This is a genomic window from Tepidiforma sp. (assembly GCF_034432735.1).
GTDB lineage: Bacteria > Chloroflexota > Dehalococcoidia > Tepidiformales > Tepidiformaceae > Tepidiforma.
This window is the reverse complement of the sequence record NZ_DAOUBJ010000117.1, coordinates 1-15,538: the sequence shown is the minus strand read 5'-3', so window position 1 is coordinate 15,538 and position 15,538 is coordinate 1. Positions and strand designations below refer to the sequence as shown.

General features: G+C 69.4%; 14 protein-coding genes. 11 read left to right on the top strand and 3 right to left on the bottom strand.

The features are described 5' to 3' along the window. Together VAE53_RS10810 and VAE53_RS10805 are read right to left on the bottom strand one after the other, a co-directional pair. On the bottom strand, nucleotides 1-2,478 hold a 2,478-nt coding region (locus tag VAE53_RS10810), incomplete at its 3' end, for a hypothetical protein (protein ID WP_322819390.1). A 231-nt stretch (nucleotides 2,479-2,709) separates the two neighbouring features. Then, nucleotides 2,710-3,678 carry a hypothetical protein gene (locus VAE53_RS10805; RefSeq protein WP_322819389.1) on the bottom strand — a complete coding sequence of 323 codons (969 nt, stop codon included), beginning with the start codon at nucleotides 3,676-3,678 and terminating at the stop codon, nucleotides 2,710-2,712. Nucleotides 3,679-3,941: 263 nt separating this feature from the next. Here VAE53_RS10805 and VAE53_RS10800 point away from each other — a divergent pair, with 263 nt between their 5' ends. From VAE53_RS10800 to VAE53_RS10750, 11 genes are all read left to right on the top strand, one after another. Next, a complete protein-coding gene (locus VAE53_RS10800) occupies nucleotides 3,942-6,671 on the top strand; it encodes a hypothetical protein (protein ID WP_322819388.1) in 2,730 nt (909 codons plus the stop codon). A 119-nt stretch (nucleotides 6,672-6,790) separates the two neighbouring features. After that, on the top strand, nucleotides 6,791-8,197 hold the full coding sequence (leuC, locus tag VAE53_RS10795) for a 3-isopropylmalate dehydratase large subunit (RefSeq protein WP_322819387.1): 1,407 nt from the start codon (nucleotides 6,791-6,793) through the stop codon (nucleotides 8,195-8,197). 2 nt (nucleotides 8,198-8,199) lie between these two features. Beyond that, nucleotides 8,200-8,808, top strand: a complete 609-nt coding sequence (gene leuD, locus VAE53_RS10790) for a 3-isopropylmalate dehydratase small subunit (protein WP_322819386.1) — start codon at nucleotides 8,200-8,202, stop codon at nucleotides 8,806-8,808. Nucleotides 8,809-8,906: 98 nt separating this feature from the next. After that, nucleotides 8,907-9,344 (top strand): PaaI family thioesterase, encoded by a 438-nt coding sequence (locus tag VAE53_RS10785; protein WP_322819385.1) that lies wholly within the window; start codon nucleotides 8,907-8,909, stop codon nucleotides 9,342-9,344. After that, a complete protein-coding gene (gene aat, locus VAE53_RS10780; RefSeq protein ID WP_322819384.1) occupies nucleotides 9,341-10,129 on the top strand; it encodes a leucyl/phenylalanyl-tRNA--protein transferase in 789 nt (262 codons plus the stop codon). Before VAE53_RS10785 ends, aat begins: the two co-directional genes overlap by 4 nt. Before the next feature lie 73 nt (nucleotides 10,130-10,202). Then, nucleotides 10,203-10,580: a cupin domain-containing protein gene (locus tag VAE53_RS10775; protein WP_322819383.1), complete on the top strand. Its 378-nt coding sequence runs from the start codon at nucleotides 10,203-10,205 to the stop codon at nucleotides 10,578-10,580. Between the two features lie 59 nt (nucleotides 10,581-10,639). After that, nucleotides 10,640-11,731 (top strand): 3-isopropylmalate dehydrogenase, encoded by a 1,092-nt coding sequence (gene leuB / locus VAE53_RS10770; protein ID WP_322819382.1) that lies wholly within the window; start codon nucleotides 10,640-10,642, stop codon nucleotides 11,729-11,731. Nucleotides 11,732-11,865: 134 nt separating this feature from the next. Then, nucleotides 11,866-12,900 (top strand): zinc-binding dehydrogenase, encoded by a 1,035-nt coding sequence (locus tag VAE53_RS10765; protein WP_322819381.1) that lies wholly within the window; start codon nucleotides 11,866-11,868, stop codon nucleotides 12,898-12,900. Continuing rightward, the gene (locus VAE53_RS10760) at nucleotides 12,897-13,118 is read left to right on the top strand and encodes a hypothetical protein (RefSeq protein WP_322819380.1); all 222 of its coding nucleotides are present in this window, start codon (nucleotides 12,897-12,899) and stop codon (nucleotides 13,116-13,118) included. The genes VAE53_RS10765 and VAE53_RS10760 overlap by 4 nt, the downstream gene beginning before the upstream one ends. A 20-nt stretch (nucleotides 13,119-13,138) precedes the next feature. Continuing rightward, nucleotides 13,139-14,896, top strand: coding sequence for a biotin carboxylase N-terminal domain-containing protein (locus VAE53_RS10755; RefSeq protein ID WP_322819379.1), 1,758 nt, complete (start codon nucleotides 13,139-13,141; stop codon nucleotides 14,894-14,896). Continuing rightward, nucleotides 14,893-15,027 carry a biotin/lipoyl-containing protein gene (locus tag VAE53_RS10750; RefSeq protein ID WP_322819391.1) on the top strand — a complete coding sequence of 45 codons (135 nt, stop codon included), beginning with the start codon at nucleotides 14,893-14,895 and terminating at the stop codon, nucleotides 15,025-15,027. Before VAE53_RS10755 ends, VAE53_RS10750 begins: the two co-directional genes overlap by 4 nt. Nucleotides 15,028-15,073: 46 nt before the next feature. Here VAE53_RS10750 and VAE53_RS10745 read toward each other — a convergent pair. Continuing rightward, the coding region (locus tag VAE53_RS10745; RefSeq protein WP_322819378.1) for a hypothetical protein at nucleotides 15,074-15,538 on the bottom strand (465 nt) is incomplete at its 5' end.

Here is a 15,538-nt window from a genome sequence, read left to right as displayed (position 1 = left end):
TTGCATGAGGAAGGTGACGACGGCGGATGGCATTTCGGGCGGGTCGGAGCGGTAATCGCGGTCGCCGCGGAGGCGGTCCCAGTCATCGGGGAGAACCCAGCGATTTGCGGGGACGGCGCGACCGTCGGGCTTGGTTTCGGCGGGCCGGCCGGAGGGGTTGGAGCCGACGAAGTAGCCGCGGAGGTTGGCGGTGACGCCACCGAGGGTGGAGACGAACTGGTCGGGGGTGGCGTCGACGGTGATGTCTTCGAAGACGAGGTAGTAGATGACGTAGGCGATTTTGGTCCAGGGGCGGCCTTCGATGAAGGCTTCGATGTCGACTTCGCCGGGGGCTTCGCTTTCGTAACGGATGGTGACGGAGCAGTTCTGACCGAAGTCGGCGGAGGCGGAGCCGGGGCCTTGGATGGTGACGCCGGGTGCGGGGAGGAAGGCGCCGGGCGCGCTGGAGGGCCGGGTGAAGCGGACAATCTGGCCGGAGCAGGAGGTGGCGGAGGCGAAGGCGTAGGTGATGGTGACGATCTGGCCGGCCCAGGCGACGCGGATGTCTTTCTGGCCGGGGAAGAAGACGTAGCGGATGGTGACGGTTTCGGTGGTGTGGGCGGGGGTTGTCTGCCCGGGATAGTAGACGTCGACTTCGATGCGGGTGGTGGCGGATGGCCCACAGTTGTTGGCGTTGGTGGTGGAGATGCGGATGTCGTCGGGGCTGGCGTCGCTATCGCCGAAGGCTGGGGCGTAGGGGTCTTGCGAGCCGTCGTTGAGCTCGAAGCGGCCGCCGACGGAGATGCCGGTGACGGTGAGGGGCTTGGAGTTGTCGGGGGTGACGAAGTAGCCGCAGCCGACGATGTGCATTTGGAGGCGGGCGCCGTTGACGAGGAGGTTGGTGGAGTCGGGGGAGCCGGAGTTGAAGGAGCCGATGACCCATTCGGTGAGGTTGGCGCTGGCGAGGAACGTGCCATCGGCGACGTTGAAGCGGAGGGGGATTTGGATAGTTCGGAAGGTGACGATGCCGGCGCTGGGGGAGCCGCCAGTGGTGATTTCGGTGCGGTCGATGCGGACCCAGCGGGTGACGAGTGGGCTGGCGGGGCCGGGGGTGACGATGCCGTTGCCGTCGCCGTCGGTGTCGAAGAAGACGGCGGTCAGTGCTCCGCCGTTGTTGGAGTCGTTGAAGTAGGCGGCGATGGAGTGCTGGCCGGGGGCGTTGGAGGTGTAGGAGAAGCAGAGAGTGCCATCGGGGACTTGGGATTCGATGCGTGGCTCGTTGGACGCGGTTTTGTGGAAGACGGTGATCCCGGTGACGCCGGGTACATCGGGCCCGCCGATGGGGGTGAAGGCGATGTTGGTGGCGAGGAGGGTATCGGCGAAGGTGGTGCCGATGAGGCAGATGTAATGGGTGGCGCCGATCACCATGGGGGAGGAGAGGGGCCGGGGCGGGGTGCGGCCGTCGATGGTGACGTGGCGGAGCTCGACGATGCGCCGGATGTTGACGAGGCGATTGGTGGGGAGTTGGAGGGTGGCGGGCTGATCGTCGCCGTCTTTGTCGATGGTGACGGTGGGGTTGCCGATGTCGGTGCGGTTGTAGACGGTGTGGAAGTTGAAGGCGACTTGGATGTTGGAGGAGTTGTTGGGGGCGTCGATGCCGGCGCACCATTCGGGACCGACTTGGCGGACATAGGCGATGTTGGGCAGGGCGCCGGTGTAGCTGACGATGGCGAAATCGGTGGTGGCGACGGCATTGACGGGGTCTGGAGGGTCGGCGAGGCCGTTGGGGATGACGGGGCTGTCGACGCCGGAGATGGGGTTGGAGGTGGCTCCGGTGAGGAAGGTGCTGTCCCAACCGCTGGTGCAGACTTCGGCGGGCCCACCGACGATACCGTCGCCGATTTTGTCGAGGGTGACGGTGACGATGGCGATGTCGGGGAGGACGATGGGGTTGGGGACGGAGGCGTTGCCCTGCCAGTACCAGGCGATGGAGAGGGTGCGGTAGCCGGGCGGGGCGTAGGCGACGACGCAGTAGACGTCGTCGGAGGTGTCGGCGGGGGTGTTGCGGTCGAAGTAGGAGGCGCCAGCGGCCGGCCCGACGCTGCCGTACGCGTAGGTACCGGAGGTGGGAACGGGGACGTTGGTGGTGGGGGGTGAGGAGGGGTCGATGGGGTTGCTGGCGGTGAGGACGAAGCCGAGGGTGCCGATGGTGGCGGCGGTTACGCCGGGGACGTTGACGTCGAGGCAGTAGCCGTTACGGGTGGTGGCGTCGGCGGGGAGGGCATGGGAGTTGGTGCCAGCGAGCAGCTTGGGCGGCTGGAGGACGGGGGCTGGCGAGCCGGAGGTATCGAAGGTGGAGATTGGGTCCCACGCGGGCCCGGCTGGGTCGTAGGCGGCCCGCACCGGGGTTTCGGACAAGGGGAGCTGGCCGACGGAGGCGCCGGCAGCGAGGAGGACGATGGCGGCGAAAACGAGAAACCGCCGGGAGGAACGCACCATGAAGTCCCCCTGGGACTCGTGGGCGCACCCCGCCGGCGCCGTTGGGTTGGGTGGCGATGCCATCGGCGTCTCGACCCACCGATGGCTGCCAGGAAGCTTCTGCTGTTATTGCCGAAGGCAGGCGCTTGCGTCAAGCCTTCGTTCGTAAATTCTCAACGCTGGCGGGCGGTTAAAGATTACCCCGGGTGCGCCGGCCAACTGGCGCACCCGGGGTGCCTCCTGACCGAAGGCTCAAGGGAGGGGGCGGGACCGGCGGCGGGAGAGGAGGAGCATGCCGCTGCCGGAGAGGAGGAGCAGGGAGGCTGCTGCGAGGAGTGCGGGGAGGGGCTGGGTGACGGGTTGGGGGGCGGAGTTGCCGGCGGCCGGGGGAAGCAGGCCGGGGCCGGGCTGGCGCGCACCAGCGACTTGGTTGAAGGGTGGCTCGCTGGGCGCGATGGCGGGTTCGCCGACGATGCCGCCCTCGGGACCGGGGGCGATGGTATCGACGGGGATGAGGATTTCGGGGTCGCGGGGGAGGTCGGGGCAGGGGGCGATGGTGTAGCGGACGGTGGCCTGGCCGCCGGGGGCGATGCTGACGGTAGAGACGGCACCGACGGGTTGGCTGACGGCGTAGAAGATGCCGGTGGCGCAGGCGAGGGCGGTATCGCTTCCGAGGATTTGGCGGATTGCGTAGACGCCGGCGGGGAGTGTGGCGGAGGCGGCCCCGAGTGGTGCGTCGCCGCTGGTGCTGATTTGGAGTTCGGCGACGACGGTGCCGGCGGGGTCGAGGGCCTGGTAGCGCCAGGTGCGGGCGGCGGCTTCGGGGCCGGCTGCGAGGAGGGTCTCGACGCGAATGGTGCCGGTGGCTGTGCCGAACTGGACGGTCGCTCGGGCGAGGACCTGGCCGGCGAAGGAAACGATGAGGGCGCCGCTTCCGGGCGTATCGCGGCGGACGAAGACGGTGCCTTCGGCGACGTTGGCGGCGACTGGGGTGGGGGCGAGGACGCCGAGGAGGGTGGCGCCTTCGACGTCGTAGGTGAAGCTGGGGAGGATGGCGACCTGGCCTTCGATGCGGATGGTGATGGCGGCGGGGCTGCCGGGCTGAGCGGTGGGTGGGGCGGTAACGGTGACGGTGTAGGGCTGTTGCTGGGCGAGGGCGGGCAGGAAGGTGAGGGCGGCGAGGAGGCCGGCGAGGAGGCCCGCGATGGGGAGGGTTTTCATCGGACGACTCCGGCGGGTTGGTGCGCGGCCGGGCTCTCTCCCCGCTGAGCCCGGGGGCCCGTGCGGCCACCCGTTCGATCCGTGCTGTTCACCGCTCGACCACTTCAGTGAACGCATCGTGAAGATACGGCAGGGTGTCAAGGTGGGGCTATTAGAGGGGCGTTAGAAGTTCACTGTGGTGCCACTCGGTGGCACCGTTCTGGCAACGGAGGCGGGCGATGGGTGTCCGGCCCGGCCTGTGCGCGTGGTACAGTTGCGCGGCGATGATCGACGTGGAAGTCGAAGAGAATCGGCTCCTGGCGCGGGCGTCGACGGCGAGCGACCGGGTGCACTTGCGGTACTTTCCGGGGGCGCGTTGGGTGCACGCGCGGGGGCAGTTTTCGCTGCCCCGGCAGATGGCGACCTATTTGCTGTTGCGCGATCTGTTCGGGGAGGAGGGTTGGCGGCCGCCGGCCTCGCTGGCCGCTGAGGTGCGGGCCGCGTTGGAGATGGAGCGGCCGGAGCCAGTCGGCGAGGCGGAGTTGACGGACCTCGGCGACGAGTTCGCGGTGCGGTCGGGCTTCGCGGATCGGGAGCTGGTGAAGCTGGTGCCTGGCTATCGCTGGGTGGCGCAGGAGAAGCGGTGGCGGCTGCCGCGGGTGCCGGAGACGGTCCGTATTCTGGAGAGGGGGTTTGGCGAGCGGCTGCGTGTGGTGGAGGAGGAGCGGGTGCGACGATGGCTCGCGGAGGCGGAGGAGCGGATACGGGCGGAGTTGGCTCGGGCGCAGGATGTGGATGCTGCGCCAGAGCGGGTGGTGGCGGATGGCCTCGGGGGCGGGGAGCGTGAGCGGGCGGAGGGGGAGCGGCGTGGCATGGGGCGGGCGGACGGAGCGGGTGGGGGTGTGCACGCGGAAGAGGTGGGGCTGGCGGGGCTTTTCGAGCGGCTGGAGCGACTCACGGTGGCGCTGGAGCGGCTGGTAGCGGTGTTGGAGAACGGACGACCTGCGGATGGAGGGGTGGAGGGACTTCGTGCGGGATTGCCGCCAGCGGCGGAGGGCGGGGATGGTGTGGGCGCCACCGAGACGGGGATGGACTGGCGGGAGGAGATGGAGCGCATCCGGGCGACGCCGGATGTGGCTGTCCGGCAGATGCTGGAGGGGAAGCTGAGCTCGGTGGAGGGCGGAGACGCGGCGGCGATCCGCTTTTTGCTCGGGTTCTGGTACTTGGCGAACGAGGGGTGGCTGGATGCGGTGCGGTCGTTCCGGCGGGGGTTCGCGCTGGGCGTGGTGCTGGAGGAGGATTTGGAGGCCGAGGCGAAGCGGGGCTATCAGCGAGCGGCGGAGCGCTATTTGTTCGGTCCGATGGGTGGGGAGGCGGAGGATCTGTCGACGGCGACCAAGCTCCTGGCACGCCAACTGTCGCACGAGGGAACGCCGATCTCGACGGAGGCGCTAGAGGAGCTTCGCACGGCGGCGGACGACCTTGCGGCGGATCCGGAGCTGGCGAGACGGGCCCCGGAGCTGCACGCGCTGGCGCGGTTGGTGCAGTTCTTGGCGACCGCTCGCCGCGGGGCGAGGGTCGATGAACAGCGACTCGGTGAGTTCATCCAGGACCGGAACGTGCCCGCGCGGATCCGGGCGCTCGGGATGATGCTGTTGGCGAATGTGTTGACGCAGGCGGACGACGTGTCTGGGTGGCAGATGCGGTGGCCGCGGGACGTGAGCCTGGCCGGTGATTTTTCGTGGGTGGCGGAGGTGGCGCTGGAGGTGCTGTCGAAGGGTGCCGACGAGCTCGGCATTGGGCCGTTCGTGGCGCTGGCGGCGCTGGCGATCGTTGCGGGCGGGCCGCGGGAGTGGGCGACGCTGGATCAGCGGAAGCAGCTGCTTCGCTTCGTGGAGGCGGCCAACCCGCTGCGTGGCTACGCGGAGTTTTTGGCGGCGTTTCGGCTGGCGGCATCGGGCAATGGCAAGGGGCTGGAGCGGGAATTCAAGGGGTACTTCGAGTTTTTGAAGCAGGTGCCGTTGGACGATAGCTGGCCACACCTGAGCGAGGCGCTCTCGATCGATTCGGGGGTGATCACGAACCGCATCGTGGACGAGGTGCTGCCGGCGGCGCTGGAGGCGCGTGGGCTGCGCGAGGTGGAGACGCTGATGGAGGCGGCGGAGTTCGCGGTGACGACGCAGCGTGGCGACAATACGCTGAACCGGATCGCGGATGGGGTGGAGGATGGGAGCATTCTGGGGGCGGAGGCGCTGGATGGGGAGCAGCGGCTGCGGCTCTTCCGCTGGGCGCTGGATGCTGCGCGGAAGAAGACGCACGACCAGGATGCGGACCGGGCGTTCGTTCGGCTGGTGCGCGAGCTGCTGCGGCAGGGGCGTGACGCTGAGATTCCGAACCTCTGCGAGGAATGCCAGGATGCGTTTCCGGCGCTGAAGGAGCGGGCGATGTTGGCGGCGCTGGAGTGGGCGCTGGAATCGGGGGAGGAGTTCGGGAAGTGGCTCGACCGCTTGCCGAACGCGTTCCGGCCGCAGTCGCCGCGGTTGGATGACTTGCGGGCGCTCATGGCGGCGTTCCCGGAGCTGGAGGAGGCGGGGGGTGAGAAGCTGAAACGTCTCGTTGGGTGGCGGCCGCCCGATGCGGGGGAGGCTCGCGACCTAGCGGGGAGGACGGTGCTGGTGGTGGGCGGGCACCCTTCGCTGATGACGAAGGCGATGCCGCAGCTGGGGGAGCTGGGCCTCCAGCCGGAGTGGCTCGATGCGGATTCGGCGAAGCAGGGAGGACGCGCGGTGGGCCGGGCTCAGGGCTCGGTGGACTTGGTGGTGGTCAATGTGGCGTACATCGGGCACGCGGCATCCGAGCGGGTGGTGGAGGCGGCGAAGTCGGCGGGTAATCGGTACCTTGCGCGGGCGTTCACGGGGCCGCGGATGTTGGTGAGTACGGTGAGGCAGGCGCTGAGCGCGGCGGACGAGGACCGGGAGGGGGTGAGGAGTGGAAAGGGAGGGCGGCGGCGCTGAGCGGCGCGGGGCGGCGGCGCGAGGGGCCGGGTGGGGCGGAGGGGGTCGGCGGATGGGGCGCTCCTGGTACACTTGGGGTACATCGCGCGAGCTATGAGACCGATCGCGGCAGGAGCCCTGTGAGTACACCGAAGACGATTATCCAGAAGATCTGGGATGACCATGTTGTGGCGAGCGAGCCGGGGAAACCGGACTTGCTGTTCATCGATCTGCATCTTGTGCACGAGGTGACTTCGCCGCAGGCGTTCGAGGGGCTGCGGCTGGCGGGGCGGAAGGTTCGGCATCCGGAGCTGACGCTGGCGACGGTGGACCACAACGTTCCGACGATCGATCGGGATAAGCCGTGGACGGATCCGCTCTCGGTGCAGCAGGTGGAGGCGCTGCGGCGCAACTGTGAGGAGTTCGGTATTCCGCTGTTCGGGGTTGGCGATGTCCGGCAGGGGATCGTGCACGTGATCGGGCCGGAGCAGGGGCTGACGCAGCCGGGGATGACGATCGTCTGCGGCGACAGTCACACGTCGACGCACGGTGCGTTCGGGGCGCTGGCGTTCGGGATCGGGACGAGCGAAGTGGAGCATGTGCTGGCGACGCAGACGCTTCCGCAGGCGAAGCCGAAGACGATGTCGGTGGAGGTGACGGGGGAGCTCCACCCGGGGGTGACGGCGAAGGACGTGATCCTCGGGATCATCGGGAGGATCGGGGTTTCGGGGGGTGTGGGCCATGTGATCGAGTACCGGGGGGAGGTGATCCGGCGGCTTTCGATGGAGGGGCGGATGACGGTGTGCAACATGTCGATCGAGGGTGGGGCGCGCGCGGGGCTGATCGCGCCGGACGAGACGACGTTCGCCTATTTGGAGGGTCGGCGCTTCGCTCCGAAGGGTGCGGACTGGGAGAAAGCGCTGGACTACTGGCGGTCGCTGCCTTCGGACGAGGGGGCGGTGTTCGATGCGTACGTGACGATCGATGGTTCGGAGATCGAGCCGACGGTGACGTGGGGGACGACGCCTGCGCAGAGTGTGCCGGTGACGGGGCGGGTGCCGGATCCCTCGGAGGCTGCGACGCCGCAGGCGCGCGAGCTGGCGGAGCGGGCGTTGCACTACATGGGGCTGGAGCCGGGGACGCCGATCCAGGAGATTCGGCTGGACCGGGTGTTCATCGGTTCGTGCACGAATAGCCGGATCGAGGACTTGCGCGCGGCGGCCGAGATTGTGCGGGGGAGGAAGGTGGCGCCGCACGTGCGGGCGATGGTGGTGCCGGGTTCGGGGTTGGTGAAGCACCAGGCGGAGGAGGAGGGGTTGGACCGCGTGTTCAAGGAGGCGGGGTTCGAGTGGCGGGAGGCGGGCTGTTCGATGTGCCTGGGGATGAATCCGGATATTTTGCTGCCGGGGGAGCGGTGTGCGAGCACGTCGAACCGGAATTTCGAGGGGCGTCAGGGCCGTGGGGGGCGGACGCATTTGGTGAGCCCGCAGATGGCGGCGGCGGCGGCGATCGCTGGGCACTTTGTCGATATTCGGGAGTGGAAGTAGCGATGAAGAAGTTCGAAACCGTGCGCGGCCGTGTCGTTCCGCTGAATCGGGCGGACGTCGATACCGACCAGATCATTTCGAAGGAGTTCTTGAAGCGCATCGAGCGGACGGGCTTTGGGCCGTTCGCGTTCGATGAGTGGCGGAAGGATCCGGACTTCGTCCTGAACCGGCCGGTGTACCAGGGTGCGCCGATCATGGTGACGGGGCCGAACTTCGGGTGTGGTTCGTCGCGGGAGCACGCGGTGTGGGCGCTCGACGATATGGGGCTGCGGGTGATCATCGCGCCATCGTTCGCGGATATTTTTCGGAACAATTCGTCGAAGGTGGGGCTGCTGACGGTGGTGCTTCCGCAGGAGGATTGCGACTGGCTGATCGCGCGGGCCGAGGAGCTGCCCGAGGCGGAGCTGGTGGTGGACTTGGAGTCGCAGATGGTGGCGACGGCGGACGGGACGTGGAGCCGGCGCTTCGAGGTCGATCCGTTCGTGAAGTACTGTTTGCTGAACGGGCTCGACGACGTTGGGTTGACGCTTCAGCTGGAGGACCGGATTGCGGCCTACGAGCAGCGCCGTCCGGAGTGGCTGCCGAAGACGGAGGCGCTGCTGGCGGGCTGAGGCGGGGCGTCTGCGGTTCTGGCCGGGTGGCGATGCGGAATCCTGGGTGCTTGGCGGGGGACGTGGAGGAGGGCGGGCTGGCGGGGTAGATTGGCACTATGGGGCCGGACGAGCTCGTTGCGCGCATTCGTGAATCGACCCGGGGGCGCTTCTGGGAGCGGGTTGGCATCGAGACGGTGAGCGCGGAGCCGGGGAGGGTGGTGAATCGGGTTCGGCTGGCGGAGCACCACTTCAATTCGAACGACGTGGTCCATGGGGGTGTGATTTCGACGCTGATCGACTCTGCGGCGGGGAGCGCGGTGAGGACGCTCCGGACGGACGCGGAGATCCGGGAGCGGCCCCACGCGACGAGCGATCTGCATGTGTCGTACCTGGCGCCGGCTCGTGGGGCGGAGCTGGTGGCGGAGGCGCGGGTGGCGAAGATGGGACGCACGGCGGTGTTCGTCCAGGTGGAGGTGCGGGACGATGGCGGCCGTTTGGTGGCGTTGGGGATGGCGACGTTGGTGATGGGAGGGCGGCGGGAGGTGTCGGGGTGAGTGAGGAGGCGGGGGAGGTGTGGGGGGATGCGGTGCGGGATTCGCGCGGGCGGCCCTGCCCGGTGGTGCTCGATGTGCGGACCGCGCGGCCGCCGCAGCCGGTAGGGCCTTCGCGGTATCGGATGCCGAACCCGGAGCGGCTGGCGCGGGGCGGGGAGAGTGTCTATTTGACGGGTGGGGATTTTTCGCCGGCGACGGTGATCGATGCCTACCGGGCGGGGTATTTTCCGTGGCCGCGGAGCGAGGAGGATGAGCGGTGGTGGTGCTCGCCGAATCCGCGGGGGGTGCTGCCGCTGGGGGCGTTCACGATCACGCGGCGGCTGGGGCGGACGGTGCGGAGTGGGCGGTTCGGGGTGACGGTGGACGCGGCGTTCGAGGCGGTGATTCGTGCTTGCGCGGAGCGGAGCGAGGGGACGTGGATCACGGCGAATCTGGTCGCGGGGTATGTGGAGCTGGCCCGGCTGGGGTGGGCACACAGTTTCGAGGTTTGGGAAGGGGAAGAGCTGGTGGGCGGGTTGTACGGGGTTGGCGTGGGCGCGATGTTCGGTGCGGAGTCGATGTTTTCGCGGGTGCCGGATGCGTCGAAGGTGGCGATGGTGGCGATGGTGCAGCACTGTCGGGCGATCGGGGTGGAGCTTATCGATATTCAGGTGTTGAACGAGCACACGGCACGGATGGGGGGCAGGGAGATTCCGCGCGCGGTGTACCTCGCCCGCCTCGCGCGGGCGCTGCGGGGCGAGGCGGCGTGGTGCGCGGGCGAAGCTGCCGTCGCTCGGGGTGGTTGAACGGGGACCTCGGACCGAGACGAGCGGGGGAAAAAGGGGCAGACTTGGTGCGAGGATCTGAAGGAGGGTCAGGATGACCGAAAGCCGTCCCATTCCGGTTGGGCTGTACCATCTGCTGACCGATTACGAGTGCCCGGCGGCGAGCGTGCGGGTGCTCCGGATGAGCGACGAGGGGGATGCGGTGGGGTCGCACGTGCATCGGCGCTCGATGCAGCTCTATGTTGCGATCGAGGGGAGGGTGGCGGTGGAGGTGGACGGGGTGGAGTCGGTGTTGCAGCCGTACGAGGTGCTGGCGGTGTGGCCCGGGAGCGTGCATCGGGCGAGTCCGGTGGGCGGGCCGGCGGTGGTGGCGAACATTTCGATTCCGCCGCTCGGGGCCGACGACCAGGTGCCGGCGGCGGAGCCGAGCGGTGCGGGAACGATGCGGCCTGCAGGTGGGAAGGGCGCGTAAGGGCGAGGAGTGACGGGGGCGTTCGACCGAGAGGCGGGCCCCCGGGAGAATACGGGGCCATGGCAAGCTTTCGTATTCTGGTGACGCCGGGCGATGGGATCGGCCCGGAGGTGATGGAAGAGGCGCTGAAGGTGCTGGGCCGCGTGGAGCGGCGCTTCGGGCACGAGTTCGTTTTCGAAGAGGAGACGATCGGCGGGGCGGCGATCGATCGGTATGGGGTTGCGCTACGCCCGGAGACGGTGGCGAAGGCGAGGGCTTCGCACGCGGTGCTGTTCGGGGCGGTGGGCGGGCCGAAGTGGGACGATCCGCGGGCGGCAGTCCGCCCTGAGGATGCGATTCTGGGGATGCGGAAGCAGCTGGGGCTGTTCGCGAACCTTCGGCCGGTGAGGGTCGCACCGGAGATGATCGAGGGGAGCGCGCTGAAGCCGGAGGTGCTGGAGGGGGTGGACTTGGTGGTGATTCGGGAGCTGACGGGCGGGCTGTACTTCGGGAGGCCGAAGCGGCGGTGGGAGAATGCGGGGGGGCGCCAGGCGGTGGACACGCTGCGCTACAGCGAGCGCGAGGTGGCTCGGGTGTGTCACGTGGCGTTCCAGCTGGCGCGCCAGCGCCGGAAGAAGGTGACGAGCGTGGACAAGGCGAATGTGTTGCGGACGGGGCAGCTTTGGCGGGAGGTAGCGACGGAGGTGGGGCGGCAGTACCCGGACGTGGAGCTGGAACACATTTTGGTGGATGCGTGTGCGATGTACTTGGTGCGGCGTCCGGCGAGCTTCGATGTGATCGTGACGGAGAATATGTTCGGGGACATCTTGACGGACGAGGCGGCGATGTTGGCGGGGTCGATGGGGATGATGCCCTCGGCGAGCTTGGGAAGGCGGCGGAAGGATGGGACGGGCATCGGGCTCTACGAGCCGATCCATGGGAGTGCGCCGGACATTGCGGGGCAGGGGAAGGCGAATCCGCTCGCGATGATCTCGAGCGCGGCGATGATGCTGCGGCTCTCGCTGGGGTTGGAGGCGGAGGCGAAGGCGGTGGAGGAGGCGGTGGATGCGGTCATCCGGGAGGGGCTCCGGACGCCGGACATCGCGGGGCCAGGGACGAGGGTGGTGGATACGCGGACGATGGGGAGCGCGGTAGCGGAGCGGATTCGATGACCGGGTAGCTCGGGATGGCGGGCGTGCGGGCCGGCGCGAGGATGGGGGTTCGGGGGACGGGCGGCGGCAGGCGCTGGTAGGATCGGGGGCCGGGCCTGCCGCCGGGCGGGGCCTTTCGATGAAGGAGGACGGCGATGCCGGTTTCGAAGACGTGCGTGAAGGCGGGCGAGGGGCAGGTGGCGATGGCGGAGATTCCCTACCCGGATGAGCCGGGGCCAGGCCAGGCGCTGATTCGCACGCGGCTCTCGACGATTTGCGGGAGCGACGTGCATGTGGTGGACCACCTGCCGGTGCCGGCGGGGATGCCGATGGGGCACGAGGCGGTGGGGACGGTGGAGGCGGTGGGGGCCGGGGTGACGGCATTTCGGCCGGGTGACCGAGTGGTGGTGAGCTGTTTGCTCTGCTGCGGCACGTGCCGGCGGTGCATGGAGGGCGATCACCAGGTGTGCGAGACGTTCAACGCGCCGGCGAACCTGCTCTTCGGGGCGCAGGGGGAGTTCTTCGTGGTGAACGGGGCGCAGACGTCGATGGCGAAGGTGCCGGATGGGCTGGAGGACGAGCAGGTGCTGTTCGTGACCGACATCATGTCGACCGGATTCGCGGCGATCGAGCGGGCCGAACTGCGGGCGGGGGATTCGGTGGCGATTTTCGCACAAGGGCCCGTTGGGCTCTGCGCGACGGCGGGTGCACGGACGTACGGTGCGGGGCTGATTATCGCGGTGGAGGGGATCCCGGAGCGGGCGGCGATGGCGAAGCGGCTGGGTGCGGATGTGGTGGTGGAGCCGTCGAACGCGGTGGCGGAGATCATGCGCTTGACGGGGAATCGTGGGGTGGATGTGGCGGTGGAGGCGCTGGGGCACGAGGTGACGTTCCAGAATGCGTGCGCGGTGGTGCGAAATGGGGGGACGGTGAGCTCGGTGGGGGTGTACGGCGGGTATTCGGAGCTGCGGCTGCCGTTGGGGGGCTCGTTCATGCATCGGAAGATCGTGACGACGCTCTGTCCGGTGGGGACGGCGCGGATGGAGCGGTTGATGGCGCTGGTGGGGGGCGGGAAGGTGGATCTGCGACCTCTGCTGACGCATTCGCTGAAGCTGAGCGAGACGCCGGCGGGCTACGAGATGTTCCGGAGGCGCGAGGGCGGTGTCTTGAAGATCGCGCTGCGGCCGTGAGTGAGGCGTCGGTGCGGCGGCTGGTGTTCGTGTGTCGGCCGCCGCGGGAATTCGTTGCGTGGGAGCTGCCGGGCTGGGTAGCGGAGGAGCTGGGGGATGCGAATGGGGTGGTGGAGGTGGAGGTGCGCCACCCGGACCCGGAGATGGACGGCTCGTGCCGGTGGTGTGGGGCGCGTGGGGGCGAGGTGGTGCGGTTGGTGGACGGGCGGCTCGCCTGATGCGGGGCGGCTGTGGTTGAATGCTCGACGTGTTCGAGGCGGTGCTGGTGGCGAACCGGGGCGAAATCGCGGTGCGGGTGCTGCGGACGCTGAGGCGGCTCGGGGTGCGCGGGGTGTTGGCAGCTTCGCCGGCGGATCGGTGTTCGCTGGCGGCTCGGGAGGCCGACGCGGTGGCGGTGCTGCGGGGCTCGCCGGCGGCGGAGAGCTATCTGGACGGGGAGCAGCTGATCGCGGCGGCGCGGGCGCACGGCTGTGCGGCCATCCATCCTGGCTACGGGTTCTTGGCGGAGTCGGCGGCGTTCGCGCGGGCGTGCGCCGAGGCCGGGGTGGTGTTCATCGGCCCCCCGCCGGAGGCGATGGAGTTGCTCGGCGACAAGGCACGGGCGAGGCAGTTCGCGCTGGGCTTGGGTATCCCGGTGGTGCCTGGATACGACGGGCGGGACGATGACGAGGCGCTGGTGGCGGCGGCGGAGGGTATCGGCTTCCCGGTGTTGGTGAAGGCGCGGGCCGGGGGCGGCGGCCGGGGTATGCGCGTGGCCCGGGGGGTGGAGGAGCTTCGGGCTGTGGTAGCGGAGGCGCGGCGCGAGGCGGCGGCAGCCTTCGGGGATGGGAGCCTGCTGCTCGAACGGCTGGTGGAGCGGCCGCGGCACATCGAGGTACAGGTGTTGGCCGACGGGCACGGGGCGGTGGTGCATCTGGGCGAGCGGGAGTGTTCGGTGCAACGGCGGCGCCAGAAGCTGGTGGAGGAGGCGCCGAGTGCGGCTATCGACGATGCGCTGCGTGCCGAGTTGACGGGGGCGGCGATACGCCTGGCGCGGGCTGCGGGTTACGTCAACGCTGGGACGGTGGAGTTCCTGGTGGGTGAAGGGGAGGGGGGTGAACGCGCCTGGTATTTCCTGGAGGTGAATCCGCGGCTGCAGGTGGAGCACCCGGTGACCGAGGCGGTGACGGGACTGGATTTGGTGGAGCTGCAGCTTCGCGTGGCGGCGGGAGAGCGACTGCCGTTCGCGCAGGAGGAAGTTCGGCTGGCGGGCCACGCGATCGAGTTCCGTATCAATGCGGAGGACCCGCTGGAGGGGTTCCGACCGACGGGTGGCGAGGTGCGCTGGTGGGCGGGGGCATTCTCGGCCGGCTGGCGGGTGGATATGGGATATGCGGATGGTGACGGGGTGCCGGGCTTCTACGACTCGTTGCTGGCGAAGGTGATCGTGGTCGGGGCGACGCGGGAGGAAGCGCTCCGGGCGGCGCGGGGCATTCCGCCCGGGGTGGTAGAGGTGCCTCGCACGACGGCGCCTCTGGTACAGGCGCTGGCAGACGATCCGGAGTTCGCGCGGGGGGCGATCCACGTGGGGTGGCTGGAACCGCGGCTGCCGGTGCTGCTGGAGCATGCCGGCGCGCCGGCGGGTGCGTGGGCAGCGGCTGCGAAGGTGGCGGGCGGGCTGAGCCAGGGTGCGGGCGCGTTCGCGGGCCCCGGGTGGATCGGGGCGGGGACGCCGCGGCTATGGTTGACCGACGGGTGGGGGACGGCCGACGCGCTGGAGCTGGAGGCCGAGGGGCCCGGTTTCGGCGCCCGGGTGGAGGACGGGCGGGTGGTGGTGGAGGACGGGGATGGAGGCCGCTGGACGTTTCGGCCGGCGTGGCCGCCGGCGCCGGTGCGGGCGCGGGACGAGGAGGGGGGCGAAGTGGGGCAGGCGGCGGTCGCTCCGCTGGCGGGGACGGTGGCGGTGGTTGCGGTTTCGCAAGGGCAGGCGGTGCTGCGGGAGACCTCTTGGCGGTGATCCACGCGATGAAGATGGAGCACCCGGTGCGGGCGGATGCCGCGGGCGTTGTGGTGGATGTTCGCGTTTCCGCCGGGGCGGCGGTCGCGGCGGGCGAGGTGTTGGTGCGGGTGGCTCCGCGAGAAACGTGAGCGGGGCCGCCCGGATGGGCGGCCCCGCGGTGGGGTTGCGGCTGGGTCAGTTGGCCGGCTCTGGGGGGACGGGACGGGGTGGCACGGCGCCCCCGGGCCCACCATCGCTTTTCACTTCGATGATCTTGGTGATGTCGAATTCAGGGTCGAGGCTCTTGGCGATTGCGACGTAGTCGGCGAGGGGGGCGGTGGGGACGATGTTTTTGGAGGAGCCGGAGATGCTGTAGGTGGTGCCATCGTCGGTGGTCCAACTGAGCATGCCACCGCTGAACTGGCCGGAGAAGCCTTGGCCGGCGGTGGCGCCCGGGGTGGAGTTGATGTGGACCCAGATGCTGTCGGTGCCGTTTTCGAGGGTCCAGTAGAGTGAGTAGCTCGCGAAGAAGCCTTCGGGCCTTGGGCAGCCGGCGGGGATATCGATGCTGGTCATTCTATTAGGGGCGATGGTGTAGCCTGCGGGCGGCTGCGGGGCGCGGAATCCGAGGGCGCGGAGGTCGGTTTCGGAGAGAGTGCG

What these genes read in the sequence shown, in the direction of transcription:
- leuB (WP_322819382.1), top strand. Translation starts at nt 10,640, where the DNA reads ATGGCAAGCTTTCGTATTCTGGTGACGCCGGGCGATGGGATCGGCCCG.
- VAE53_RS10755 (WP_322819379.1), top strand. Translation starts at nt 13,139, where the DNA reads ATGCTCGACGTGTTCGAGGCGGTGCTGGTGGCGAACCGGGGCGAAATC.
- VAE53_RS10775 (WP_322819383.1), top strand. Translation starts at nt 10,203, where the DNA reads ATGACCGAAAGCCGTCCCATTCCGGTTGGGCTGTACCATCTGCTGACC.
- VAE53_RS10805 (WP_322819389.1), bottom strand. Translation starts at nt 3,678, where the DNA reads ATGAAAACCCTCCCCATCGCGGGCCTCCTCGCCGGCCTCCTCGCCGCC.
- VAE53_RS10765 (WP_322819381.1), top strand. Translation starts at nt 11,866, where the DNA reads ATGCCGGTTTCGAAGACGTGCGTGAAGGCGGGCGAGGGGCAGGTGGCG.
- leuD (WP_322819386.1), top strand. Translation starts at nt 8,200, where the DNA reads ATGAAGAAGTTCGAAACCGTGCGCGGCCGTGTCGTTCCGCTGAATCGG.
- VAE53_RS10800 (WP_322819388.1), top strand. Translation starts at nt 3,942, where the DNA reads ATGATCGACGTGGAAGTCGAAGAGAATCGGCTCCTGGCGCGGGCGTCG.
- VAE53_RS10785 (WP_322819385.1), top strand. Translation starts at nt 8,907, where the DNA reads ATGGGGCCGGACGAGCTCGTTGCGCGCATTCGTGAATCGACCCGGGGG.